Genomic DNA, 22,227 nt, shown 5'->3' with positions numbered 1-22,227 from the left:
GATCATGGCTGCTAAAGACGTAAAATTCGGCGATTCCGCTCGCAAGAAAATGCTGGTTGGTGTCAACGTTCTGGCTGACGCGGTAAAAGCGACCCTGGGCCCGAAAGGCCGTAACGTGGTACTGGCCAAGAGCTTCGGCGCGCCGACCATCACCAAGGACGGCGTTTCCGTCGCCAAGGAAATCGAGCTCAAGGACGCCTTCGAGAACATGGGCGCCCAGCTGGTCAAGGAAGTCGCTTCCAAGGCCAACGATGCAGCCGGTGACGGCACCACCACCGCGACCGTGCTGGCTCAGTCGATCGTCAACGAAGGCCTGAAGGCCGTCGCTGCCGGCATGAACCCGATGGACCTCAAGCGCGGCATCGACAAGGCCACCTCCGCCATCGTCGCCGAGCTGAAGAACCTGTCCAAGCCATGCGCCGATTCCAAGGCCATCGCCCAGGTCGGTACCATTTCCGCCAACTCCGACAGCTCCATCGGTGAAATCATCGCCGAAGCCATGGAGAAGGTCGGCAAGGAAGGCGTCATCACCGTCGAAGAAGGTTCGGGCCTGGAAAACGAGCTGTCCGTTGTAGAAGGCATGCAGTTCGACCGCGGCTACCTGTCCCCGTACTTCGTCAACAAGCCAGACACCATGGTTGCCGAGCTGGACAGCCCGCTGCTGCTGCTGGTCGACAAGAAGATCTCCAACATCCGTGAGCTGCTGCCAGTGCTGGAAGCCGTTGCCAAGGCCGGCCGCCCACTGCTGATCGTTGCTGAAGACGTCGAAGGCGAAGCCCTGGCTACCCTGGTCGTCAACAACATGCGCGGCATCGTCAAGGTTGCAGCGGTCAAGGCGCCAGGCTTCGGCGACCGTCGCAAGGCCATGCTGCAGGACATCGCCGTCCTGACCGGCGGCCAGGTCATCTCCGAAGAAATCGGCCTGTCCCTGGAAACCGCTACCCTGGAACACCTGGGCAACGCCAAGCGCGTGACCCTGTCCAAGGAAAACACCATCATCATCGACGGCGCTGGCGCTGAAGATGATATTCAGGGTCGCGTCAAGCAGATCCGTGCCCAGATCGAAGAAACCTCTTCGGACTACGATCGTGAGAAGCTGCAAGAGCGTCTGGCCAAGCTGGCTGGCGGTGTTGCCGTCATCAAGGTCGGTGCTGGCACCGAAGTCGAAATGAAAGAGAAGAAAGCCCGCGTCGAAGACGCCCTGCACGCTACCCGTGCAGCGGTCGAGGAAGGCGTGGTGCCTGGCGGTGGTGTTGCCCTGGTGCGCGCCCTGTCTGCAATCGTTGACCTCAAAGGTGACAACGAAGACCAGAACGTCGGTATCTCGCTGCTGCGCCGTGCTATCGAAGCACCACTGCGTCAGATCACTGCCAACGCCGGCGACGAGCCAAGCGTTGTGGCCGACAAGGTCAAGCAGGGTTCGGGCAACTACGGCTACAACGCTGCGACCGGCGAGTACGGCGACATGATCGAAATGGGCATCCTGGACCCAGCCAAGGTCACCCGTTCGGCACTGCAAGCTGCTGCTTCGATCGGCGGTCTGATGATCACCACCGAAGCCATGGTTGCCGACCTGCCGGAAGACAAGCCAGCAGGCGGCGGCATGCCTGACATGGGCGGCATGGGTGGCATGGGCGGCATGATGTAAGCCAGCCTTACCCCCGCTGTACCCCAAAGCCCCGGCTCGCTAGAGCCGGGGCTTTTTTGTTCAGGGCTCGGCATTCTATCGGTGGGTGCTGGCTCAGGCAGGGCGGGGCTCTGTGGCTGGCCTGTTCTGCGCGCGTCTGCGGTACAGCACCAGGTAGTAGGCACCCAGGCCGATCAGCCAGCAGAACACAGCCGTCCAGACGTTGTGGGACAAAAAGTGCGCCCCTTGCATCATCCTGCCCACCGACAGCACTGTACCGGCGATCAGGGCCACCGCAAACGCGACGCGCGCAAGACGCGGTTTACGATCACGCAACGCGAAAAACAGCGCGAACAGGCAGAACCCGGTGGTCGCATGACCGCCCGGCCAGCACAGCCCCGGCTTGTCGGTAGCAGGCCTTGGCTCAAGCAGCTTGCTGTAGGTTTCCGAGCCGCCGAACTGCGTGAGGCTCCAAGGGCACTGCACCTGCGTCAGTTTCTTCAGCGGCGTGACGAAGGCGGTGGATACCCCCAGAGCGAGTACCAAGCAGCCCAGTTCGCGGCGCCAGCCGTACAAGCCCCTGACCAAAAAACTTGCCACAAAAACAGCCAGTGCCAGGACGCCCAGCAAGATAACGCCCTGCTTGACCCGGTCATGCAGGATGTTCTCCAGCAGGTAGCTGTGCCGACCGATGAACTGCCCGGTGGCGGTATCGAAGAACAGATTGGCCACGTCCATGTCCACCGAGGTCCATTCGAGCGCCACCAGCGCAAGCATGGTGGCCAGTGGAATACCCAGGTACAGCCACAGGTTCAAGGGGCGAGGGCAAATTGGTTGCTGCATGGCGGCTCCAGGGCACGGAAAGGTCGCGCATTGTCGAGCCGCTCCTATGCTGTGTCCGTGAAGGTTCAGTGAAAAAAACGTCAAGCCGCCTGAATTCATCCAAAGGCTGGCACCCCGCAGGCTTAGGCCTTAAGCTGCGCCTGCCGCGCATCACCGCGAGCAGCGTCGCACAGGAGAAATTCATGCGCATCCTCTTGGTTGAAGACAACCGCGATATTCTGGCCAACCTTGCCGACTACCTTGGCATGAAGGGCTATACCGTCGACTGTGCCCAGGATGGGTTGTCGGGCCTGCACCTGGCAGCGACCGAGCACTATGACCTGATCGTGCTCGACATCATGTTGCCGGGTATCGATGGCTATACGCTGTGCAAGCGCCTGCGCGAAGACGCCCGCCGCGACACGCCGGTGATCATGCTTACCGCCCGCGATCAACTGGACGATCGGCTGCAAGGCTTCCGCTCCGGCGCCGATGACTACCTGCTCAAGCCCTTCGCCCTGTCCGAGCTGTCCGCGCGTATCGAGGCTGTGCTGCGCAGGGCGCAGGGGGGTGGCCGTCGCACGCTGCAGGTCGCCGACCTGAGCTACGACCTCGACACACTGGAGGTCAGCCGGCAAGGCCGCTTGCTCAAGCTCAACCCGGTCGGCCTGAAACTGCTGGCGGTACTCATGCAGAAGAGCCCGCACGTGTTGCGGCGCGAAGTACTGGAAGAGGCCCTGTGGGGCGATGACTGCCCTGACAGCGACAGCCTGCGCAGCCATGTACACCAGTTGCGTCAGGTGATCGACAAACCTTTCGAAAAACCCCTGCTGCATACCGTCCATGGCGTCGGCTATCGCCTCGCCGAGGGTCGCGATGGAGTTTAAACAGAGCCTTGCCCAGCGCATCATCATTGCCTTTGCGCTGATGAGCGCGCTGGTGGCCGGGGCTTTCGCGGTGGGTATCGTTTCCACCGTGCACCTGGTGGAAGAGCGCCTGATTTCCTCGGTGCTCGGCGGTGACCTGCAGCGGCTGTTGCGCATGGACAGCGTCAGCGACTGGAGTCACCGCCCGCGACCGGACCAACTGTTCTACTTCAGCGGGGGGCGGGACGACTTCGAGCTGCCCAAGGACCTGCGCCATCTGGACCGAGGTTTCCACGAGGTCTTTCGCGACCAGCTTTCGTATCACGCCATGGTGGAGATCGTGGACGGTCGTCGTTACGTGCTGTTGCAGGATCAAAGCGACTTCGAGGAGCGAGAGCGGCTGCTGTTCGCCGTAGTGGTCGTAGGGTTCGTATTGAGCCTGGTGCTCGCCGTGATCCTGGGCTGGTTGGTGGCGCGTCGGGTGATGGCACCGGTCATCCGCCTGGCGCGCCAGGTGCGCCATCGCGACCAGCTGCTTGGGTTGGCGCCACCCTTGGCACCTGACTACGCCGCTGACGAGGTCGGGCAGTTGGCAGTGGCCTTCGATGACACCCTGGGCCGTCTGCGCGATGCCTTGACGCGCGAGCGCCTGTTCACAAGTGACGTCAGCCACGAGTTGCGTACACCACTGATGGTGCTGGCGACCTCATGCGAGTTGCTCATGGAAAACCCGGCCTTGGATGCGCGTTCGCGCAGTCAGGTCGAACGGGTGGCACGCGCCACCGAGGAAATGCGCGAGCTGGTGAAAACCTTCCTCATGCTGGCCCGGGCCCAAAGGGACGAAGGTGCTGTGGCATCGCGGGCAACCCTGCGCGAAGTAGGGGACGAATTGATCGGGGTTTGGCGCGACACCATCGAACAAAAGGGGCTGACGCTGCATTACGAAGGCCGTGGCAACGCAGGTCCGGTCTTGTACAACGCCACCTTCCTGCAATCGGTCATGGGCAACCTGCTGCGTAACGCCGCCCATTACACCGACAGCGGTTACATTCGTCTGACTCTGCAAGCCACAAGTTTCACCGTGGAGGACAGCGGGGTAGGCATCCCCGAGGAGCAGCGCGAGGCCATGTTCAAGCCCTTCGTACGCGGGGAAGAACGCCGAGGGGAAGGCCTTGGCCTTGGCTTGTCGTTGGTCCAGCGCATTTGCGATGACCAAGGCTGGCAGGTCACGCTGACCTCGACCCATCCCCATGGCTGCCGATTCCAAGTGGACCTCAGCAGTACCGTGGTCAAGGGTGAGCTGAATACACTTTCGTAATAGCCTGTAAGAAATATCCTGTTGAAGAACGCTTTTTTCACAACGTCATAACCTGATTCCAACGCTTGGCTGCTTAGTCTGGCCGCCATTGGAATCAGGAGATGCCCGATGCGCAGCCCCATCAACCTCGAGTTTTCCCGTAAATACGACAAGGCCCATGCCCAACAGTATTTTTTGAAGCACCAGGCCGGCTTGGCCAGGCGCCTGTCCCATAAACGCGATGAGCAGTTGGCTCGCCGGGCCCTGATGCTGGCGGGCGAACCGGGCTTGGTCTTGGACCTGCCCTGCGGAGCGGGTCGCTTCTGGCCACTGCTGGCGGAAAAAGCCAACCGCGTGATCATTGGAGCAGACAATTCCGCCGACATGATCGAGACGGCATGCGCGTCCCAACCACCGGAAGTCGTGGCCCGGGTACGACCTTTGCAGACCTCGGCCTTTGCCATCGAGTTACCGGATAACGCGGTGGACAGCATTTTTTGCATGCGTCTGTTTCACCATATTGGCGAAGCGGCTCACAGGAAAGCGATTCTTAAGGAGTTTCAACGGGTTAGCCGAGACAGCGTGATTGTGTCGCTGTGGGTCGATGGCAATTTCAAAGCCTGGCGGCGCAGGAAGCTCGAGCACCGTCGCGATACCGAGCACGGGCCGGACAGTTACCAGAACCGTTTTGTGTTACCTGCCGAAACGGTTGAGGCGGAGTTCGCAGCCGCTGGTTTCAGGATCCAGGAACGCCTCGACTTCCTGCCGTTTTATGCCATGTGGCGCGTGTATGTGCTGCGCAAGGGTTAAGGTGCATGACGGTTCACAAGGCCTGTACCCCTTGCGCAGGCACCCTCGATACCGGTGCTGCCATTCGTCGTTGAGCGGTGCAAAGGCGCCTAGGTTGCACTACGTTTATCCAATGGCGTTTGGCAGCGCTGTCAAAGGGTTAGGGCAATGAAACTAGAAATAGCTCGAACTTTGTTTCTGGTTGGGGGCTTGGCGCTCACCACGGTTGCAGTGGCAGCCTGGGAACAACCGAAAACCGTGGTGTTCAGCCAATCGGAACTGGCTGAGCAATGTGCTTTGCCGCGCGAGGTAAAGCCACAGCAGCATGCCAAGGTGCAGCCTGATCACGACCTGCTGTTGTTCCTGTTCGGCATGCGCCAGGGGCTGCGGCCGTTTGGTTGAGCCGCAGGGCACAGCCTGACGCCCGTTTCAGATCACATGCAGGTGATTGTCCCAGAAGCCTGAAGGCAGGTTCAGGGGCTGGCCGACGAGCTGGTGCTTGCGGCAATCATAGAACCGGCAGCGGCCTTGGCCCGATGTCACCACGAACCCGTCCTTCACCGCGCCAACGCCGGCACAGTCGGGCATGGGCGCATCCAGACGCACGGCGCCGCTGTCCAGGTCCCAGACGAACAGGCGGTTGGCCCGTGGTGCTGTCAGTGCCACCAGGCGCAGTTCGTCGTGTATGGCCACGCTGGCCGTATACTGGGCCATGGCCTGTAACTGGTGGTGCGGAACTGGGAAGGCCTGGAAAGCCTGGCCTGGTCGTTTGATTGCCAGCAGCTCGGCAGTTTCCGAGGCATCCCCCATGAACTGCTGACACGCGGCAATGGTGCCATCGCGGGCTACCGCCAAGTGACGAACACTGTTCATCTGCTGGGCCAGGGTTTCCTTGCTCAACAAGGTGCCGTCGCGCTGCATCAGCACCAGGCTCGGCTCCATGGCATCAAGGTTCATCTCCACTCGGCTTTCGGCCTCGGTGCGGATACCCCCGTTGGCGACCACCAGCGTTTCGCCGTCCGGCAGCCAGGCGACTTCATGCGGGCCAATGCCGTGGGTGCTGAGCTCGCCGGTGCGCACCAGGCGCTCGTCGTCGAAACGGTAGACCCCCAGCACGCCACGTCCTGGGTCTCGGGTATCGTTTTCGGTGGTGTACAGCCACTGACCGTCCTTGTGCAGCACGGCATGACCATAGAAATGCCGGTCAGGCGGCGATACCACCGTCTGCAACAGCTTCCCGTCGCGCAGGTCGACCAGGTAGCTTTCAGTCCCTGGGCGGCGAGCCACGAACAAGGCAATGGGCCGCTCCGGGTGATCGATGATGGCATGGCAACGCTGGGCCACCTGGGTACTGAACACCTGGGTGCCGTCCAGGCGATAGCCCACGGCATAGTGCTTGCCGTCGGCGTCGTCGCGTGCCGACAGCAGCAAGGGCTCGCTGCCTTTTTTGCGCAGAAGACTCCAGCCGCCCAAGGTGAGGGCACTGAGTACAACGCTACCGAGTTTCAAGGCCTGGCGTCGCAGCATGATCAGTCACCGTCGTTGGCGTTGAAGCCCAACTGAATGTTAAGCGCCTTGGCCAATTCACCTTCATGCAGGCGGTGCACGACGTTGAGGCTGTCGTAGATCTGGTTGAGGGTCTGCTGACCTGCGTCGTCGGCCAGTAGCTCGCCCAAGGTTTTCTGGTTATCAGCCAGCAACTTCAATGAATTGGCGTAGGCATCGTCTATCTTTTGCGCAAGCGCCTTCTGATCGCCTGGCAGCAGCCCGCGCAGCCCTTTATTGTCCACACCCACCCAAACCGCCTGGGCCGCCTTGAGGCTGGCCTGGAGGCTATTCATGGAGTTGTGGCTACGCCAGGCTTCCGCTTGCAGGGGCTGTGGGATGCCTTTGCTTTGCCGTCCCATGGGCGCACCCAGCTTCTTCTTCAGCGAGTCCAAAGCGGTTACCTGTGCACGCAGCAGGTCGGCGATGGCTTCGTGCGAATCGGCGTAGCGCTGGTTGGGGAACTTGGTCATCTGCGAGAGCATGCCCTCGGTGCTGTTCCAGCCCTTGAGGATTTCCTCGGCCAGCCCCTTCTGGTGCTCGGCGATGGCCACCAGCATCGGGCAGTAACGCGCCTTCTGCTCGGCCGTGGCGATGTCCGGCTTGCTGTCGAACAAGATGTATTCATAGGCTGATAAACCGCGGACCACAACGCTCGCCTTGGCGAGGGAGGCCGCATCGACAGGCTTGTCCCCATTGACCAGCTGCTCGACCTGACGGCCGACCAGGTTCTTCTTGTCAGGCCAGAACTGTACCTGCCATGCACGGTTGCCCTCAGCCAGCGGGCCCACCAGCAAGGGCTGCAGCTCGGCCCAGGCCTTTTGCGCATTGAGGAAATCGGCACGCGCCTTTTCCAGGGTTTCCTTGCCTTCGCAGAACGCCAGGGCGCTGGCGGCCAGCATGCGGTCGGCTTCGACCCAGCGGCTGTAGGTGGGAAGGATCACCTGCTTGGCGATGGCCGCGGAGGTGACGGCCTGCGGATCCTGCGGGGAGCAGGCGCCAAGGGCCAGGGCAGCGAGGCTGGTAAACAACAGTTTGGGTCGGAACATGGCCGGCTCCTGTGCATGTTTAAAGTGATTTCAAAAACGCCAGCAGGGCAGCGCGCTGCTCGGCATCGAATGTAAGGACGAAATCGCGTGCTGCCTGGGCTTCGCCGCCGTGCCACAGCACCGCTTCGAGCAGGTTGCGCGCGCGTCCGTCATGCAGAAATTGCGAGTGACCGCTGACCGTTTCGCTCAGGCCGATTCCCCAGAGCGGGGCCGTACGCCAGTCCTGGCCGTTGGCGGCAAATTCGGTTCGTTCATCGGCAAGGCCGGGGCCCATGTCATGCAGCAGTAGATCGGTATAGGGCCGGATGATCTGGCCGGCGAGTTCCGGCTCGGCGGCATCGCTGGCGGTGGTGAACTGAGGGATATGACAACCCTGGCACCCGGCCTTATAGAACAGGTTCTTGCCTGCCAGCACCTGGGGGGTGGCCACATCCCGACGGGCCGGCACGGCCAAGTGGCGGGTATAGAAGGTGACCAGGCGCAGGATGTTGTCACTGACTTCCTTTTCCCCTGCCACGCCGTCGCCATTGGGCGCGGCGCGGCATTCGACCTGAGCCTGGGTGCAGTCGTCGTTGGGCTGCAATGTCGTCGTCAGGCCCATGTCGCCGGCGAACGCATGCGCGTTCTGCTGGTTCACAGTCGGCTGGCCCGCTTTCCACCCAAAACGGCCGATAACCGTGCGCCCCAGCGCATCGTCCCACACGCGGTTGGCGCGTCCCCGAATCCCATCGTGATTGCGGTCGTCCGGGTCTTCGTTGGCCAATACGTCAGCCTCGGGAATCGCCTCGAGCAGGCCCAGGCCGATCATCGGTGGCGCCACGCGCGCCGAAAAGCGCGTGTCCGGGTGCATGGCCCCGTAGCCCAGTTGGGTGATCTGCAACGCCGGCATGCGCAGCTCGACCTGATGGCCATCCTTGAACGAGACCGTCTGCGCCGTGTAGGTCATGCGCACCTTGCCTTCAGGCGCTACGCCAGGGATGGCCATGTCCTGAAGCTGGGTGCCGTATACAGGTTCTGGTACCACCCCCAGACGTTCGATGACCTTGGCCAGGTAGGGTTGGTCAGGTATCGACAGGCGCACGAGCATGCCGACCGCATTGCTGGCATTTGCCGCGGGTGGGTGACCGCGCCCGTCGCGCACATGGCAGTTCTGGCAGGCGTTGGTGTTGAACAAGGGGCCCAGGCCGTCGCGCGCCGTGGTGGTGGAGGGGGCGATGACCCAAGGGTTGCGAAAGAAGCTGTTGCCTACTGCAAAGTCCAGGCGCCGCTCATGGGAGAGGTTGGCGGCGGGCAGCGAATACGCATTGCGGTCACTGCGCAACACGGTCGTCTTGCCACCTGACAGCGCTTCGCCCGGCTCGGCCTGGGTAAAACGCGGGGCGTCGTCACAGGCGGCGAGGGCAAAGACCAGCAGCAGAGGGGCAAGTCGGGACAGCGGCAGGGACATGCAGAATCCTGGGCCTGAACGAAAATCCGGCGTGCAAGCTTATCAGGCCCAGGATCATTGAATAAGAGCAATTTGCGTTTGCTGGATGAAATCGTCGTAGCAGGTGCTTAGGCCATCAAGAGTTTGAACTGGCGGTTGACCAGGCTGACGATGAGGTTCTTGCTACCCCCTTCGCGGTTATCGCCAGGGACCTCCATCACTTCCTCGCTGGCATATTCCATGGACGAGGCGATCAGGTATTTCACCGCATCCTTGTAGGCGGGCTGCCAGTAATCCTGAAAAAGCCAGATGTTGGTCTCTGCACCTGGCCCCAGAATCAAGCGCAGCGCTTTGTAGTTCTCTTCGGATTTACCGATCCAAGGCACCGCGAGCGAGCCGTTCCAGACGTGCTGGGCGCCAATTGCCAGGCTTTGGCTGCGGTTTTCTCCGTCAATCAAGGTCAGGGTATAAGGCGTGTTGTTGGCAAGGGAACGCAGGTAAGTAACGCTGGCCATTGTGTATCTCCTTTATGGGTGAGTACTCGGACGGGGCAGGGGGCCGCTCGGGGCGCGGTATACGTAGGCCGCGAGCAAGGTGATTTCATTGAAGGGCGGTTCGAGTGCGGCTGGGTCGAAGCGACCTAAAGGTTGCAAACCATGCGCATAGGCCACGGCTTCGAACAGCCGTCGGTCGGTTTCGTTGGGGTCGTAGAGGTAGACCTTGCCTGACCCTGCTAATACACGGCACATCTCCTCGGCCACCGCGTGGGTGATCGGCGCCCCCATCAGGGTGACATGGGGAACAGAGTGGTCGTCGATCGGGAACTTGGGCGCGTCGTACTCGTACACCAGAATCACGTTGGGGATCGGCCCGCCTGCGAACGGGCCGTTGGAGATACGCTGGCCAGCTTTGTTGAGGTTGTAGGCGTTGTGAAATCCTGTGATCAGGTTCGTGCCTTCAATGCGCTGCACGATCCGGCCCTCTCCCCAAACATCGAGAATCTGCAGCATTGGCTGCCTCCCTGTTGGCGATTAAATGATGCGTGCAGGGTGGGCGATGGGTGGCCTGCCAGGCAGCAGGAAACGGTGCCGCAGACATGAAAACGCCCGGCTCAAGGCCGGGCGTTGGGTGCCGCACCAGATGGGATCAGAACTCGTGGTCGGCTGTGTCAGGGTTCAGGTTGTCGATGCCCAGTTTGCCGGCGGCCTGTTCGATGGCACCGGTCTGCTTGACCAAGGCTGCAATCGCATCACGCACGATCTGGTTGCCGGCGGTGTTGTCGGCGGCGATTAGTTGGTCGTAGTGCTCGCCTTTGAGGGCGTGGTCGACGATCACCTGGATCTTCGCTTCGGTGGCTTCCAGGTCTGCGCGCAGGGTCGCATCGGCAGCAGGGTCGGCCTTGGCCACCAGTGACGACAGGCTAGGCCCGGTCAGCTTGGTGCCATCGGGGCGGGTGTACTCGCCCAGGTAGACGTTGCGAATGCCCTTGGCATCGTAGAAATGCGAGTAGTGGGTGTTGTCGCTGAAGCAGTCGTGTTCGTCCTCGGGCGAGTTAGCCTCCAGGGACACCTTCATACGCTCGCCAGCCAGCTCACCCAGCGAAAGGCTGCCCATGCCGAACAGCATCTTGCGCAAGCCGTCGGTGGCCGACTCGGCTTCGAGCTTGGCGCGATAGTTGTCGGGCACGTTCGGCGCCCAGTTGGCCACCATCTCGTCAAGGTCGGCGACCAGAAGGTCGGTGACCGCCTTGAGGTAGGCGCGGCGGCGGTCGTTGTGGCCACCCGTGGCGCCCTCGCCTTCCAGGTAGTCCGACGCCGGACGATTACCCGCACCTGGGCCGGTACCGTTCAGGTCCTGGCCCCACAGCAGGAATTCGATGGCGTGGTAGCCGGTGGCGACATTGGCTTCGGAGCCGCCCAGCTCGTTGAGGCTGGCCAACTTCTCGGGGGTGATGTCCTTGACGTCGATTTTCTCTTCGCCCACCTGGATCTCGGTGTTGGCGATGATGTTGGCGCTGGCTGCCGGGTTACCCAGGGCGTGCTCGTAGCTGGTGTCGACGTAGTCGATCAGGCCTTCGTCCAGGGGCCAGGCGTTCACCTGGCCTTCCCAGTCGTCGATGATGGTGTTGCCGAAGCGGAACACTTCGCTTTGCAGGTAGGGCACGCGCGCAGCGACCCAGGCGTCCCTGGCGGCCTTGAGCGTCTGATCGTTGGGCGTGGCGAGGAATGCGTCGACGGCGGCCTGCAGGGTCTTGGCGGTGCTCAGCGAGTCGCTGTACACGGCATGGACCATCTCGGCGTAGTGCTTGACCACGGCCTTGGCAGCGGCTTCGTCGACAGCCCCTGGCGTTGCTGCAGGGGTGCTGGCGGCAGCGGGAGCCTGGGCTTGCGGCGCGGCGGCCTTGTCGTCCTTGCCTTCACCGCAACCGGCGAGAGCGATGGCAATGGCCAGCAGACTGGCAGAGGCCAGGGGCATTCGAATCATTGTTGGTTTCCTGCGTCGTGTGGTTGGACCATGGGTGAACCGTGCGCGATGGCACGCTGAACCGACACATCATGCGAAAGATTTGCATTTGCTGTAAAGGGTTCAGCCTGCGATTCATGTAAAAGCAGGTCACGGCGTTTCACCTGTGCATTCAGAGCATGGAAACCTGATTGCGCTGGGCCTGCCTGAGGAAGCTGGTCAGTTCCCGGGCCGACAGCGGCTTGCTGTAGTGGTAGCCCTGGCCCTCGTGGCAGCCTTGGGCAATGATGTAGGCTTCCTGTTCGGCGGTTTCCACGCCTTCGGCAATGACCTGCATGCCCAGGCTTTTGCCCAACTGAATGATGGCGCGCACGATGGTCGCGTCATCGTCGTCATCGAGCAGGTCCTGCACGAAGCTCTTGTCGATCTTGATCTTGTCCAAGGGCAAGGACTTGAGGTAGCTCAAAGACGAGTACCCAGTACCGAAGTCGTCGATGGCGATCAGGGCGCCCGAACGCCGCAGGCTCAGCAAGTGCTGGGCTGCGGTGCTGATGTCCTCCATCAGGCCGGTTTCGGTCACCTCCAGTTCCAGGCTGCGCGGAGGCAGGCGATAGGCCTGGAGCAGATTGTTCACCACCCGCGGCAGTTCGCTGTGGTGAAGTTGCACAGTGGACAGGTTGACCGCCATGCGCAGCTCGCTGAAGCCCAGGTCGTGCCATTCGCGCAACTGCCGGCAGGCCTGATCCAGCACCCACTCGCCGATCCCGATGATGCTGCCGTTCTGTTCGGCCAGCGGTATGAACTGATCGGGCGGCACCATGCCCAGTTCCGGATGCTGCCAGCGCAGCAACGCCTCGACCCCTACAACGCGATGATCGCGATAGCTGATCTGCGGTTGGTAGACCAGGTACAGCTGGTTGCGTGGCAGGGCCTCGCGCAGGTCCTTTTCCAGTTCGCGGCGCCGGCGCATCTCGGTGTCCACGCTGGCGATGTAGAACTGGTAGCGATTGCGTGAACGCGCCTTGGCCAGGGTCATGGTCTGCTCGGCTTTTTGCAGGAGCTTCTCGGTGCTGTCGCCGTCTTCCGGGAACAGGGTGATGCCAATGGTGGCGCGCAGGCGGATCTGCTGGTGGTGGTCCAGGTCGAAGGGCACCTCCAGATCATCGAGGATGCTTTGTGCAAGCTCTGCCGCTTCGTAGGGCTGTTCGATGTTGGCCTGCACCAGGGCGAACTGGTCGCCCCCCAGCCGCGCCAGCGCGCCCAAGCGTCCGCTGTGGGCCCTCAGACGATCGGCCAGGGCCAGCAGCAGCTGATCACCGACCTGATAGGTGAACTGCTCGTTGATGCCCTTGAAGTCGTCAAGGCCTACACAGAGCACGGCCACTCGATGTTGCAGGCGCCCACCGTCCACCAGGATCTTGTCCAGTTGCTGCTGCAGTTGCTGGCGATTGGGCAGGCCGGTGAGGAAGTCGTACTGGGCCATGCGCTGCAGACTGTTCTCGGCCTCATGGCGCAGGTGGGTATTGCGTTCGATCGATGCCAGCAACTGGTTGGCGGTGTTCACCCAAAGGCCCAGTTCGTTCTTCTCATGGCCCCTTATCAGTGGGATCTGATGCTGGCTGGGGCGGTCTGGATTGATCTGGGTGAGGTGTTCGATGATTTTGGAGAGTGGCTTAGTCAACAGCCAGTGGTAGACCAGGTACAGCACCAGCCCCATGGCAAGCGCCCGAAGCACGCCGGAGATGAAGATGATCACGGCGTTGATCAGAAAGTCTTCGCCATAGGCGGCCGTGTCGAGGGTGATGTTGAGGTCGCCGTAATATTCACTGTAGGGCCCCCGGCCTACCAGCTGCGTGGTGTAGGTACGCTCCTGGCCAAGAATCAGATCGGTGAGCCAGCGCAGGGGCATGTCCTGCAACGGCCTGGACTTTTCTGCCAGCATGGTTTCGTTGGGGTGACCGATGGAGGCCATTCGCACCGACTCGTCCTGAAACAGACCTTCCATGACCTGCATGCCCATTTCACGGTCCAGGCTGTAGACCGCCTGTGTAGAAGGATCGCGGAACATGTCAAGAATGCGCTGGGCGTCATTGTTGACGGCCTGGCGGGTCTTGTAGGTGTCATAGACGATTTGCGCACAGCTGAGCACGACGCCGACCGCTAGCGCCGCCAGGAGCACGACCCTGAGCAACTTGACCGACAAGCTGTTACGCAATTCCAGCTTCAATGGAGGTTCCTTAATCCATGCAAATGACATTATTTTGCCATCAATCATGACCTTTCACTACGGGACGGTCATTAGCAGTGTATCGGTTGAAGCCCTGGGTAACTTGAGTGGGCGTCGTCAAGAAACCGGAAATTTGATGTTAGCGCGCTATGCACGCTGAGCAAGTGCGGCATCGTCCAGTAGCAGGCATGAAAAAGCCCGGCACGTGGCCGGGCTTCAAGAACAGTGCTGGACTCAGGCCTTGAAGGTCTTGCCTTCGAACTGCTCAGCCACGAAGGCCCAGTTGACCAGGTTCCAGAACGCCTCGACATACTTTGGACGCAGGTTGCGGTAGTCGATGTAGTAGGCGTGTTCCCAGACATCGCAGGTCAGCAGCGGAGTGTCGCCGCTGGTCAGCGGGTTGCCGGCACCGATGGTGCTGGCCAGCGCCAGGGAACCATCCGCTTTCTTGACCAGCCAGCCCCAGCCGGAACCGAAGGTGCCGACGGACGTCTTGGTGAACTCTTCCTTGAACTTGTCGAAGGAACCGAAAGCGGTGTTGATGGCTTCTGCCAGGGCGCCGGTCGGCTGGCCGCCGCCGTTTGGCGACAGGCAGTTCCAGTAGAAGGTGTGGTTCCACACTTGAGCGGCGTTGTTGAAGATGCCACCCGACGAAGAGGTGACGATCTCTTCCAGGGTCTTGCCTTCGAATTCGGTGCCCGGTACCAGGTTGTTCAGGTTCACGACATAGGTGTTGTGGTGCTTGTCGTGGTGATACTCCAGGGTTTCCTTGGAGATGTGCGGCTGCAGGGCATCGTGGGCGTAGGGCAGCGGCGGCAATTCAAAAGCCATGGTAGATCTCCTGATTCAGGTCTAGTTCGCGGTTTGCGCAGGGCCGATCACGGGCGGCCCTATGTGCGTCGGCGAGTTTGTACTCTTTGCGACGCAAGGGCTGGATCATAGCACCAAGCCTTGGCGCATAACCACGCAACAAACATAGGGATTAGAGGTTCCAGGTGCCTTGGCGGGCAGCGACCGGTGGCGGTCGTTTCCAGGCAGGACGGGCAGGGACGTCACGCGCTGGCACCCTGGGCTCGAATGATCAGTTGAAGATCAGTTGCGCTGCCACGGCAAACATCATCACGGCCACCATCAGGTCCAGCAAACGCCAGGTGCCTGGCCGTGCCAGCCAGGGAGCCAACCATGCCGCCCCGATCGCCAGGGTCGAGAACCATAGCAGCGAGGCGCTGGCAGCCCCCGCCACGTAGGCCCCTGGCGCCGTCTGCTGGGCCCCGAGCGAGCCGATCAGCAGCACAGTGTCAAGATAGACGTGGGGGTTGAGCAAGGTGACCGCCAGGGCACTGAGCAGCACGGCCCGCCGTGAACGCATGCCCTGGCCCTGCTGGTGCTGCAGGCTCTGGTCGGAGAAGGCACTGCGCAGGGCTTTGATCCCGTACCAGATGAGGAATACCGCGCCCCCCCAGCGGGCAACGCTCAGCAGCGTCGGATTATGGGCCAAGGCCGTGGCAAGACCGAACACACCTGCGGCGACCAACAGGGCATCACACAGGATGCACAGCGCCGCTACCGGCAAGTGATGCTCGCGGCGCAGGCTTTGCGCCAGAACGAATGCGTTCTGCGTGCCAATGGCCATGATCAGGCCCAGGGCGACCAGCAGGCCATTGAGATAACTCTGCCACATGGAAGACGACTCCTCGAAAGATGCTGGCCAGTGTGACAACTTGCGGGTTATAAGAAAAATCAATAAAGCTCACCGGTCATTAGGAAAATCGATGTTCGACTACAAGTTGCTTGCGGCCCTCGCTGCCGTCGTCGAGCAAGGCGGCTTCGAGCGTGCAGCGCAGGTGCTGGGCCTGTCCCAATCGGCCGTGTCGCAGCGCATCAAGTTGCTGGAGGCGCGCGTGGGGCAGCCGGTACTGGTTCGCATTGCTCCGCCTGGCCCGACGGAGGTAGGCCGGCAATTGCTCAACCATGTGCAGCAGGTGCGCCTGCTAGAGCGCGACTTGCAGCGCCAGGTACCCGCGCTCGAAGACGGGGGTATGCCGGAACGTCTGCGCATCGCGCTCAATGCCGATAGCCTGGCCACGTGGTGGGCCGGCGCAGTGGGGCAATTCTGTGCCGAGCACAAGGTGCTTACCGATCTGGTAGTCGAGGACCAGGAAGTAGGTCTCAAGCGCATGCGCGCCGGTGACGTGGCCGCCTGCCTGTGCGGCAGCGAACGCCCAGTGGCCGGCGCCCGCAGCCTGGCTCTGGGGGCAATGCGTTATCGGGCATTGGCCAGCCCTGCCTTCATGAAGCAGCATTTTGCCCAAGGCTTCGATGCCTGCCGCCTGGCTCGCACGCCCGCAATCGTCTATGGCCCCGACGATTTTCTACAGCACCGCTACTTGGCCTCTTTAGGTATGCAGGACGGTTTTCTGCATCATTTGTGCCCCTCTTCCGAAGGCTTTTTGCGCATGACCGAAGCGGGGTTGGGTTGGGGGCTGGTGCCGGAGTTGCAGGCCCGCGAGCAACTGGCAAGCGGCCAATTGGTGGAAATCTGCAGCGATACCCCGATCGACGTACCGTTGTACTGGCATCATTGGCGTAACGGCGGGCAACTGCTGGCACAGCTGACCGACCACCTGCGCCACAGCGCCCACCACTGGCTGGTGCCGTTGTAGCGCCGAAGGGCGTCAAAGGCTTCTGAACATCAGGCAAGGCGGAGTGTTACATGCGAATTCTGGTCACTGGCGCGAGTGGCTTCATCGGCGGGCGTTTCGCTCGGCTGGCCCTGGAGCGGGGGCTGGATGTGCGGGTCAGTGGCCGGCGTGCCGAAGGTGTGGAGCATCTGGTGCGGCGTGGCGCGCAGTTCATCCCGGGCGACCTTGGCGACGCGGAATTGGCCCGGCGCCTGTGCCAGGGCGTCGAGGCGGTGGTGCATTGCGCCGGTGCTGTGGGGCACTGGGGGCCCTATCAGACGTTCGCCCAGGGCAACGTGGTGGTCACCGAGAACGTCGTCGAAGGCTGCCTGAAGGAACACGTACGTCGTCTTGTGCACCTGTCTTCGCCGTCGATCTACTTCAATGGTCGTTCACGCATGGCCATTGGCGAGGATCAGGTGCCCGGCCGGTTTGCCAATCACTACGCCAGGACCAAGTTCATTGCCGAACAGAAGGTTTTCGGTGCCCAAGAGTTTGGCCTCGAAGTATTGGCGCTGCGCCCACGTTTCGTCATCGGTGCAGGCGATACGAGCCTGCTGCCGCGGCTGGTGCACCTGCAACGCAAAGGCAGGCTGGCAATTATCGGCAACGGCTTGAACAAAGTTGACTTCACCAGTATTCACAACCTGAACGAAGCGCTGTACAGCGCAGTGTTCGCTGACGGGCGCGCGCTTGGGCAAGCGTACAACATCAGCAATGGCCAGCCCTTGCCGCTATGGGACGTGATCAACTATGTCCTGCGTCAGCTTCAGCTCCCCCAGGTCACCCGCTACCGAGGCTATGGGCTGGCCTACGGCCTGGCCGCGCTCAACGAGGCGGCGTGCGCCCTATGGCCGGGCCGGCCCGAGCCTACGCTGTCACGCCTGGCCATGCAGGTGATGAGTCGCGATTTTACCCTGGACATCAGCCGCGCCAGTCAGTACCTGGGCTACCAGCCCACCACTAGCGTATGGGCGGCATTGGACGAATTCTGCACCTGGTGGAAACACCAGCCGTCTGGCCGGTAAGCGCTCACGACGACGTCGGGCATCACCTGGCTGCGCGCGCGGTTTATAATCCCGCTTATTTGCAACCTCTGTGGTGGGATGCTCATGCGCTTTGATGCTCGCGATGATTTCGATGATGTACCGGCCTTGCGCGCAGGGACGCCGGATGACGACGATGAGGTGCTTGCGGCCCATGTCCCGCGCAGTCGTCGTCAAGCGACCAGGCCACCGAGCACCGGCCCGTTGTGGGCGATGCTGGTAGCCGCGTTCATCGCCCTGGGTTGTCTAGGGTGGTGGAGCTATCGGCAGATCTCCCTGATGGAGCAGCAACTGGTCGCCACCCAGGAGAGCTTCGCGCGCATCAGCGAAGACGCGGCAGGGCGATTGCAAGCGATCAGCGGCAAGGTCGAAGCCAGCGCCTCGTCCAACAACAGTGGCAGTGAAGCCCTCAAGCAGCAGATCAGCCAGTTGCAGGCCAGTCTGGCCGAACAGGGCAAGCAGCAGGCGGGTGTGGCGGGCCAGGCCGGGGACCTTGGCAAGCGCCTGGAGCAGGTCCTGGCCGACACCCGTGAACAGCAGAGGGCGGTGACAGAACTGCAAACGCAGTTGCAGGCGCAGTTGAAGGCGGTGAACGGCGAGTTGGCAGCGCTCAAGTCGGGCCAGGTCGATGGGGGCAAGCTCGACGGGCAACTCAAGAGCCTGAGCGAGGAAGTGGCGGCGCTGAAAAAACAAGGCAACCCCAAGGCCGCCATCGAAAGCCTGGAGCAGGATGTGCTGGTGCTCAAAAGCCAGCTGGACAACCGCCCCAATACCACGGCCGGCGGTGGCGCATCGGTGCAGGAGTTCGACGCGTTTCGTGGTCAGATGACCCGTAACCTGAACAACGTCCAGAGCCAGTTGCAGAACCTGCAACAGCAGATCAACGCCAAGCCTTGACCGGGAAGGACAGGGGCCGGGTCCTGGCCCCTGTCTAAGGCCTTACAGGCGTGGGTAATCGATGTACCCCACCGGACCTTGGCCATAGAACGTTTCTGGGTGAGCTTCGTTCAATGGCGCATCGCCAGCCAGGCGTGCAGGCAAGTCCGGGTTGGCGATGAACGGCACGCCAAAGGCCACGGCATCAGCCTTGCCATTGGCCAAGGCCGCATTGGCACTGGCCTTGTCGAAACCTTCGTTGACGATATAGACGCCGCCAAATGCTGCTTTGAGTGCAGGGCCAAGGCTGTCGTCGCGCTCACGTTCCCGTGAGCAGATGAAGGCAATGCCCCGCTTGCCCAACTCCCGCGCCACATACGTGAAGGTCTGGGCACGGTCGGTATCGCCCATGTCGTGGGCATCGGCGCGCGGCGCCAAGTGCATCCCGACGCGCTGCGCTCCCCATACCTGGACTACGGCGTCGGTGATCTCCAGCAGCAGGCGGGCCCGGTTTTCCAGCGAGCCGCCGTACGCGTCAGTACGCTGGTTGGTGCTGCTTTGCAGGAACTGGTCGAGCAGATAGCCGTTGGCGCCATGAATCTCGACGCCGTCAAAGCCTGCGGCCTTGGCGTTTTCGGCGCCCGTGCGGAAGGCCTCGACGATGTCGCTGATCTCTTCGGTATCCAGCGCCCGAGGCGTGGGGTAGTCGCTGAGCGGGCGAACCAGACTCACGTGCCCCTTGGGTTGGATAGCGCTGGGTGCGACCGGTAACTGGCCATCGAGGTAGCGTGGATGGGAAATGCGGCCCACATGCCACAGCTGCAAGAAGATTCGGCCGCCAGCGGCATGCACGGCATTGGTGACATTGGTCCAGCCCCTGACCTGTTCAGCGCTCCATATGCCCGGCGTGTCCGGGTAGCCCACGCCCATGGGGCTGACCGAGGTCGCCTCGCTGATGATCAGGCCGGCACTGGCACGTTGCACATAGTATTCGGCCATCAGTGCGTTCGGCACGCGGCCGGCGTCTGCGCGGCAGCGGGTGAGTGGGGCCATGATGATGCGATTGGGCAGTTCCAGGTCGCCCAGGGTGATTGGATCGAATAGCGTGGTCATGACGGATACCTGAGAGTCAAAGGGAGTCGCAAAGCTTTAAGTGTTCCGAACAGATAGCCAGACGGTATATCGCTCGGCGGCGATGCATTCCAGGCAAGTGATAGACTGGCGCCATGAATTATCTTGCACACCTTCACCTTGGGGGACCAGCCCCACAGCAGTTGCTGGGCAGCCTCTACGGGGACTTCGTCAAAGGCTCGCTGGAAGGGCGGTTCGCGCCGCAAATCGAGGCGTCCATCCGCCTGCACCGGCACATCGACAGTTTCACTGACACGCACCCTGTCGTGCTGGCCTCCCTGGCGCGTTTTACGCAGGTGCGACGCCGGTTTGCGGGGATTGCGCTGGACGTCTTCTTCGACCACTGCCTGGCGCGTCACTGGCCTGAATATGGGCGCCAGCCGCTGCGTCAGTTCACCCATGGGTTCTATCAGGTGCTGTTGGCCGAGCCCGCGCTGCCGGGCCGGTTGGCCCACATCGCGCCTTCCATGGCGCAGTCTGACTGGCTGGGCTCCTATGCTGACTTCGCCACGCTAGAACAGGTGTTCGCCGGGATCGCCCGGCGCTTGTCACGGCCTGAAGGCTTGGCAGGGGTCATGGAGGAACTTGATCGCCTGTACGTGCCGTTGCTCGATGATTTCCGCGCGTTCTACCCCCTGGTACAAGCCTTCGCTGCCAGCCATCGGGCACAGGCCGGCCCGCTCGTTGATTGACTGATCTGCCGCGTGGTTGGCGCCAGGGCGCTGCGTTCAGGTGGCGGTCGCACACGGCCTGTGAAGTACCGGTGGCTCTGGTGTGCCGTAGAGCGCCTGATGGATCGAACGCTGGGCCTGGAGCGCCAGCAGCGTGCGGCCCTTGCCATGACTTGTCAGTGGATCGAGCAGGTGAATGCGCACTTGGCCGCGAGGTTGTGCCAGCAACCGCAGCAGGTGTGACACTAGATCATCATCCCCCACGAAGGGCGCCAAGGAGTCGATCTGGCCCCGCCGCTGGTATTGGATGGCCACCGGTTGCACGGCGATGCCCTGGTCGATGGCTGCCGCCAACAGGCGCCCATGAAACGTCCTGAGCTGGTGCCCGTCGGTGGTCGTGCCTTCGGGGAACAGCAGCAGGGGGTGGCCTGTGACCAACTGCTGGCCGATCTGCACGCGTAGCTGCTGCCCATCGCCGGCGCCGCGCCTGATGAACAGGGTGCCTGCCTGCTCGGCCAGCCACCCGGCAAGCGGCCAGTGCCGGACCTCCGCCTTGGACAGAAACGACATAGGCGCCAGCATGCCCAGCAGGGGGATGTCGGTCCAGGACACATGGTTGCCGACCCACAGCATGGGCGTGCTCGGCAGCTTGCCCGTCACGCAGACTTCGAAGGGCAGTGCTGCTACCAGGCGCCGCATGAACAGCCGGGTCCAGCGTTGCCGGCGTTCGAGCGAGGTTTTGATGCCAAGGTGCATCCCGATGACGAGCAGGCTGGCCATCAGCAGCCCCAGCACCACCACCACCAGCAGGTGAATCAGGCGCCCCACCTGCCGAAGACGGCCCCTCACACAGCGGCCTTGAAGTGACGGGCGTAGCGCGGGCACAGCGCCTCGCGCTTGAGCAGGATGAACACATCGGCGACCTGAAAGTCTTCATCCCAGCACGGTTCGCCACATACCTTGGCGCCCAGGCGCATGTAGGCCTTGAGCAAGGCCGGCATCTGGGCGCTCACGTTATCCGGCAACGTCAGCGGCGGTAACGGATTGCGAGGTTCGGCACGCAGGTCCTGGGTGCACAGGTGGCGTTCGCGCAGGCGTTGCATGACGGCATGCGCCTGCACCCCGCCGTCTTGCATCGAGATGCTGGCGCAACCCATCAGGTAGCGATAACCGCCTTCGTTGAGTACGTCGGCCAGCTCGCTCCAGAGCGTGGCAATGGTGCCCCCGTTGCGGTACGGCGCGGCCACACAGGTACGACCCACTTCCAGGATGGGGCCCTGGAGTTGCAGCAACCCTTGCAGGCTGAACCCCTCCTCGCTGTAGAAGCGGCCCAGGTTGCTGGCCGCCTCGTGGTCGAGCAGTCGCGTGGTGGCCACCAGCCGTCCGGTGATGACATCGCGTACGCCGATATGACGGCAGTGCGGGTCAAATTCGTCCTGGTCCAGGCCGTGCTCGGCACCCTTGAACCTTGCATCGAACGCTTCGCTGAAGACCTGATAGCGCAGGGCCTGAGCCTCCCGCAACGCGGCGTGACCCATCAGGCGCTCGGCGTGCAGGCGGTGTCCGGTGCAGGTGTCGGCAACATGAGCGATTCGCGTCATTACGAGTCTCCATAAAACCAGCCATGCAAGGGTGGCCGGTAGGCTTTTATGTGCGCGTTCAGGCTAGAAACACGGGATGTCATGGCGATGAAGGTTCGATGATGCTTGCA

At 62.1% G+C, this 22,227-nt stretch carries 22 protein-coding genes; 9 read left to right on the top strand and 13 right to left on the bottom strand.

Annotation, left to right across the window (positions count from 1 at the left end; genetic code table 11):
- The first annotated feature begins 4 nt into the window (after positions 1 to 4).
- Positions 5 to 1,648 (top strand): chaperonin GroEL, encoded by a 1,644-nt coding sequence (gene groL, locus FS777_RS14285; RefSeq protein WP_058603280.1) that lies wholly within the window; start codon positions 5 to 7, stop codon positions 1,646 to 1,648.
- A gap of 93 nt (positions 1,649 to 1,741) precedes the next feature.
- On the opposite strand, the gene FS777_RS14280 is transcribed toward groL, so the two are convergent.
- Positions 1,742 to 2,470: a phosphatase PAP2 family protein gene (locus FS777_RS14280; protein WP_058637146.1), complete on the bottom strand. Its 729-nt coding sequence runs from the start codon at positions 2,468 to 2,470 to the stop codon at positions 1,742 to 1,744.
- A 182-nt stretch (positions 2,471 to 2,652) separates the two neighbouring features.
- Here FS777_RS14280 and colR point away from each other — a divergent pair, with 182 nt between their 5' ends.
- From colR to FS777_RS14260, 4 genes are all read left to right on the top strand, one after another.
- Positions 2,653 to 3,336 (top strand): two-component system response regulator ColR, encoded by a 684-nt coding sequence (gene colR, locus FS777_RS14275; RefSeq protein WP_023534349.1) that lies wholly within the window; start codon positions 2,653 to 2,655, stop codon positions 3,334 to 3,336.
- A complete protein-coding gene (locus tag FS777_RS14270) occupies positions 3,326 to 4,633 on the top strand; it encodes a HAMP domain-containing sensor histidine kinase (protein ID WP_058637145.1) in 1,308 nt (435 codons plus the stop codon). The genes colR and FS777_RS14270 overlap by 11 nt, the downstream gene beginning before the upstream one ends.
- A 108-nt stretch (positions 4,634 to 4,741) precedes the next feature.
- Positions 4,742 to 5,422 carry a class I SAM-dependent methyltransferase gene (locus tag FS777_RS14265; protein ID WP_058603277.1) on the top strand — a complete coding sequence of 227 codons (681 nt, stop codon included), beginning with the start codon at positions 4,742 to 4,744 and terminating at the stop codon, positions 5,420 to 5,422.
- Between the two features lie 147 nt (positions 5,423 to 5,569).
- Positions 5,570 to 5,803 carry a hypothetical protein gene (locus tag FS777_RS14260; protein ID WP_058603276.1) on the top strand — a complete coding sequence of 78 codons (234 nt, stop codon included), beginning with the start codon at positions 5,570 to 5,572 and terminating at the stop codon, positions 5,801 to 5,803.
- 27 nt (positions 5,804 to 5,830) lie between these two features.
- Here FS777_RS14260 and FS777_RS14255 read toward each other — a convergent pair whose 3' ends face one another.
- The 9 genes from FS777_RS14255 to FS777_RS14215 form a co-directional block, all read right to left on the bottom strand.
- Positions 5,831 to 6,928, bottom strand: coding sequence for a DUF1513 domain-containing protein (locus tag FS777_RS14255; protein WP_078478042.1), 1,098 nt, complete (start codon positions 6,926 to 6,928; stop codon positions 5,831 to 5,833).
- A 2-nt stretch (positions 6,929 to 6,930) separates the two neighbouring features.
- Positions 6,931 to 7,995 carry an imelysin family protein gene (locus FS777_RS14250; protein ID WP_058637143.1) on the bottom strand — a complete coding sequence of 355 codons (1,065 nt, stop codon included), beginning with the start codon at positions 7,993 to 7,995 and terminating at the stop codon, positions 6,931 to 6,933.
- A 19-nt stretch (positions 7,996 to 8,014) separates the two neighbouring features.
- Positions 8,015 to 9,442 carry a di-heme oxidoredictase family protein gene (locus FS777_RS14245; protein ID WP_145256112.1) on the bottom strand — a complete coding sequence of 476 codons (1,428 nt, stop codon included), beginning with the start codon at positions 9,440 to 9,442 and terminating at the stop codon, positions 8,015 to 8,017.
- Positions 9,443 to 9,549: 107 nt separating this feature from the next.
- Positions 9,550 to 9,936 (bottom strand): hypothetical protein, encoded by a 387-nt coding sequence (locus FS777_RS14240; protein WP_058637141.1) that lies wholly within the window; start codon positions 9,934 to 9,936, stop codon positions 9,550 to 9,552.
- Between the two features lie 12 nt (positions 9,937 to 9,948).
- Positions 9,949 to 10,431, bottom strand: a complete 483-nt coding sequence (locus FS777_RS14235; protein WP_058637140.1) for a hypothetical protein — start codon at positions 10,429 to 10,431, stop codon at positions 9,949 to 9,951.
- A gap of 136 nt (positions 10,432 to 10,567) precedes the next feature.
- Positions 10,568 to 11,905: an imelysin family protein gene (locus FS777_RS14230; RefSeq protein WP_058637139.1), complete on the bottom strand. Its 1,338-nt coding sequence runs from the start codon at positions 11,903 to 11,905 to the stop codon at positions 10,568 to 10,570.
- Positions 11,906 to 12,056: 151 nt separating this feature from the next.
- Positions 12,057 to 14,111: a bifunctional diguanylate cyclase/phosphodiesterase gene (locus FS777_RS14225; RefSeq protein ID WP_058637138.1), complete on the bottom strand. Its 2,055-nt coding sequence runs from the start codon at positions 14,109 to 14,111 to the stop codon at positions 12,057 to 12,059.
- Between the two features lie 234 nt (positions 14,112 to 14,345).
- Positions 14,346 to 14,942, bottom strand: a complete 597-nt coding sequence (locus tag FS777_RS14220; protein WP_023534404.1) for a superoxide dismutase — start codon at positions 14,940 to 14,942, stop codon at positions 14,346 to 14,348.
- Between the two features lie 250 nt (positions 14,943 to 15,192).
- Entirely contained in the window at positions 15,193 to 15,792 is a 600-nt protein-coding gene (locus FS777_RS14215) for a LysE/ArgO family amino acid transporter (RefSeq protein ID WP_058603268.1), read from the bottom strand.
- 91 nt (positions 15,793 to 15,883) lie between these two features.
- Between FS777_RS14215 and FS777_RS14210 the strand changes: the two genes are divergently transcribed.
- The 3 genes from FS777_RS14210 (at position 15,884) to FS777_RS14200 (ending at position 18,735) form a co-directional block, all read left to right on the top strand.
- Positions 15,884 to 16,774: a LysR family transcriptional regulator ArgP gene (locus FS777_RS14210; RefSeq protein WP_058637137.1), complete on the top strand. Its 891-nt coding sequence runs from the start codon at positions 15,884 to 15,886 to the stop codon at positions 16,772 to 16,774.
- 50 nt (positions 16,775 to 16,824) lie between these two features.
- Complete coding sequence (locus FS777_RS14205) at positions 16,825 to 17,820, top strand: NAD(P)-dependent oxidoreductase (RefSeq protein ID WP_058637136.1); 996 nt, start codon at positions 16,825 to 16,827, stop codon at positions 17,818 to 17,820.
- A gap of 84 nt (positions 17,821 to 17,904) precedes the next feature.
- Positions 17,905 to 18,735, top strand: a complete 831-nt coding sequence (locus FS777_RS14200; protein ID WP_058637135.1) for a hypothetical protein — start codon at positions 17,905 to 17,907, stop codon at positions 18,733 to 18,735.
- A 42-nt stretch (positions 18,736 to 18,777) separates the two neighbouring features.
- On the opposite strand, the gene FS777_RS14195 is transcribed toward FS777_RS14200, so the two are convergent.
- On the bottom strand, positions 18,778 to 19,827 hold the full coding sequence (locus FS777_RS14195) for an alkene reductase (protein WP_058637134.1): 1,050 nt from the start codon (positions 19,825 to 19,827) through the stop codon (positions 18,778 to 18,780).
- 113 nt (positions 19,828 to 19,940) lie between these two features.
- On the opposite strand from FS777_RS14195, the gene FS777_RS14190 reads away from it, so the two are divergent.
- A complete protein-coding gene (locus FS777_RS14190) occupies positions 19,941 to 20,537 on the top strand; it encodes an ACP phosphodiesterase (RefSeq protein ID WP_058637133.1) in 597 nt (198 codons plus the stop codon).
- A gap of 36 nt (positions 20,538 to 20,573) precedes the next feature.
- On the opposite strand, the gene FS777_RS14185 is transcribed toward FS777_RS14190, so the two are convergent.
- Positions 20,574 to 21,365, bottom strand: a complete 792-nt coding sequence (locus FS777_RS14185; protein WP_256675174.1) for a 1-acyl-sn-glycerol-3-phosphate acyltransferase — start codon at positions 21,363 to 21,365, stop codon at positions 20,574 to 20,576.
- Positions 21,362 to 22,117 (bottom strand): GNAT family N-acetyltransferase, encoded by a 756-nt coding sequence (locus tag FS777_RS14180; RefSeq protein WP_145256106.1) that lies wholly within the window; start codon positions 22,115 to 22,117, stop codon positions 21,362 to 21,364. The genes FS777_RS14185 and FS777_RS14180 overlap by 4 nt, the downstream gene beginning before the upstream one ends.
- Positions 22,118 to 22,227: the final 110 nt, after the last annotated feature.

It is taken from the genome of Pseudomonas sp. DE0157, from assembly GCF_007678615.1.
GTDB classification, from domain to species: Bacteria; Pseudomonadota; Gammaproteobacteria; order Pseudomonadales; family Pseudomonadaceae; genus Aquipseudomonas; species Aquipseudomonas parafulva_B.
The sequence above is the reverse complement of the archived record's forward strand: the minus strand, read 5'-3'. Positions and strand labels throughout refer to the sequence as shown.

Bases quoted from the DNA above. Each gene is read 5' to 3' on its own strand.
- FS777_RS14270 (WP_058637145.1), top strand. From the start codon at position 3,326: ATGGAGTTTAAACAGAGCCTTGCCCAGCGCATCATCATTGCCTTTGCG.
- FS777_RS14205 (WP_058637136.1), top strand. From the start codon at position 16,825: ATGCGAATTCTGGTCACTGGCGCGAGTGGCTTCATCGGCGGGCGTTTC.
- FS777_RS14180 (WP_145256106.1), bottom strand. From the start codon at position 22,117: ATGACGCGAATCGCTCATGTTGCCGACACCTGCACCGGACACCGCCTG.
- FS777_RS14230 (WP_058637139.1), bottom strand. From the start codon at position 11,905: ATGATTCGAATGCCCCTGGCCTCTGCCAGTCTGCTGGCCATTGCCATC.
- FS777_RS14265 (WP_058603277.1), top strand. From the start codon at position 4,742: ATGCGCAGCCCCATCAACCTCGAGTTTTCCCGTAAATACGACAAGGCC.
- colR (WP_023534349.1), top strand. From the start codon at position 2,653: ATGCGCATCCTCTTGGTTGAAGACAACCGCGATATTCTGGCCAACCTT.
- FS777_RS14245 (WP_145256112.1), bottom strand. From the start codon at position 9,442: ATGTCCCTGCCGCTGTCCCGACTTGCCCCTCTGCTGCTGGTCTTTGCC.
- FS777_RS14210 (WP_058637137.1), top strand. From the start codon at position 15,884: ATGTTCGACTACAAGTTGCTTGCGGCCCTCGCTGCCGTCGTCGAGCAA.
- FS777_RS14215 (WP_058603268.1), bottom strand. From the start codon at position 15,792: ATGTGGCAGAGTTATCTCAATGGCCTGCTGGTCGCCCTGGGCCTGATC.
- FS777_RS14200 (WP_058637135.1), top strand. From the start codon at position 17,905: ATGCGCTTTGATGCTCGCGATGATTTCGATGATGTACCGGCCTTGCGC.
- FS777_RS14190 (WP_058637133.1), top strand. From the start codon at position 19,941: ATGAATTATCTTGCACACCTTCACCTTGGGGGACCAGCCCCACAGCAG.
- FS777_RS14220 (WP_023534404.1), bottom strand. From the start codon at position 14,942: ATGGCTTTTGAATTGCCGCCGCTGCCCTACGCCCACGATGCCCTGCAG.
- FS777_RS14260 (WP_058603276.1), top strand. From the start codon at position 5,570: ATGAAACTAGAAATAGCTCGAACTTTGTTTCTGGTTGGGGGCTTGGCG.
- FS777_RS14240 (WP_058637141.1), bottom strand. From the start codon at position 9,936: ATGGCCAGCGTTACTTACCTGCGTTCCCTTGCCAACAACACGCCTTAT.
- FS777_RS14250 (WP_058637143.1), bottom strand. From the start codon at position 7,995: ATGTTCCGACCCAAACTGTTGTTTACCAGCCTCGCTGCCCTGGCCCTT.
- FS777_RS14235 (WP_058637140.1), bottom strand. From the start codon at position 10,431: ATGCTGCAGATTCTCGATGTTTGGGGAGAGGGCCGGATCGTGCAGCGC.
- groL (WP_058603280.1), top strand. From the start codon at position 5: ATGGCTGCTAAAGACGTAAAATTCGGCGATTCCGCTCGCAAGAAAATG.
- FS777_RS14255 (WP_078478042.1), bottom strand. From the start codon at position 6,928: ATGCTGCGACGCCAGGCCTTGAAACTCGGTAGCGTTGTACTCAGTGCC.
- FS777_RS14195 (WP_058637134.1), bottom strand. From the start codon at position 19,827: ATGACCACGCTATTCGATCCAATCACCCTGGGCGACCTGGAACTGCCC.
- FS777_RS14280 (WP_058637146.1), bottom strand. From the start codon at position 2,470: ATGCAGCAACCAATTTGCCCTCGCCCCTTGAACCTGTGGCTGTACCTG.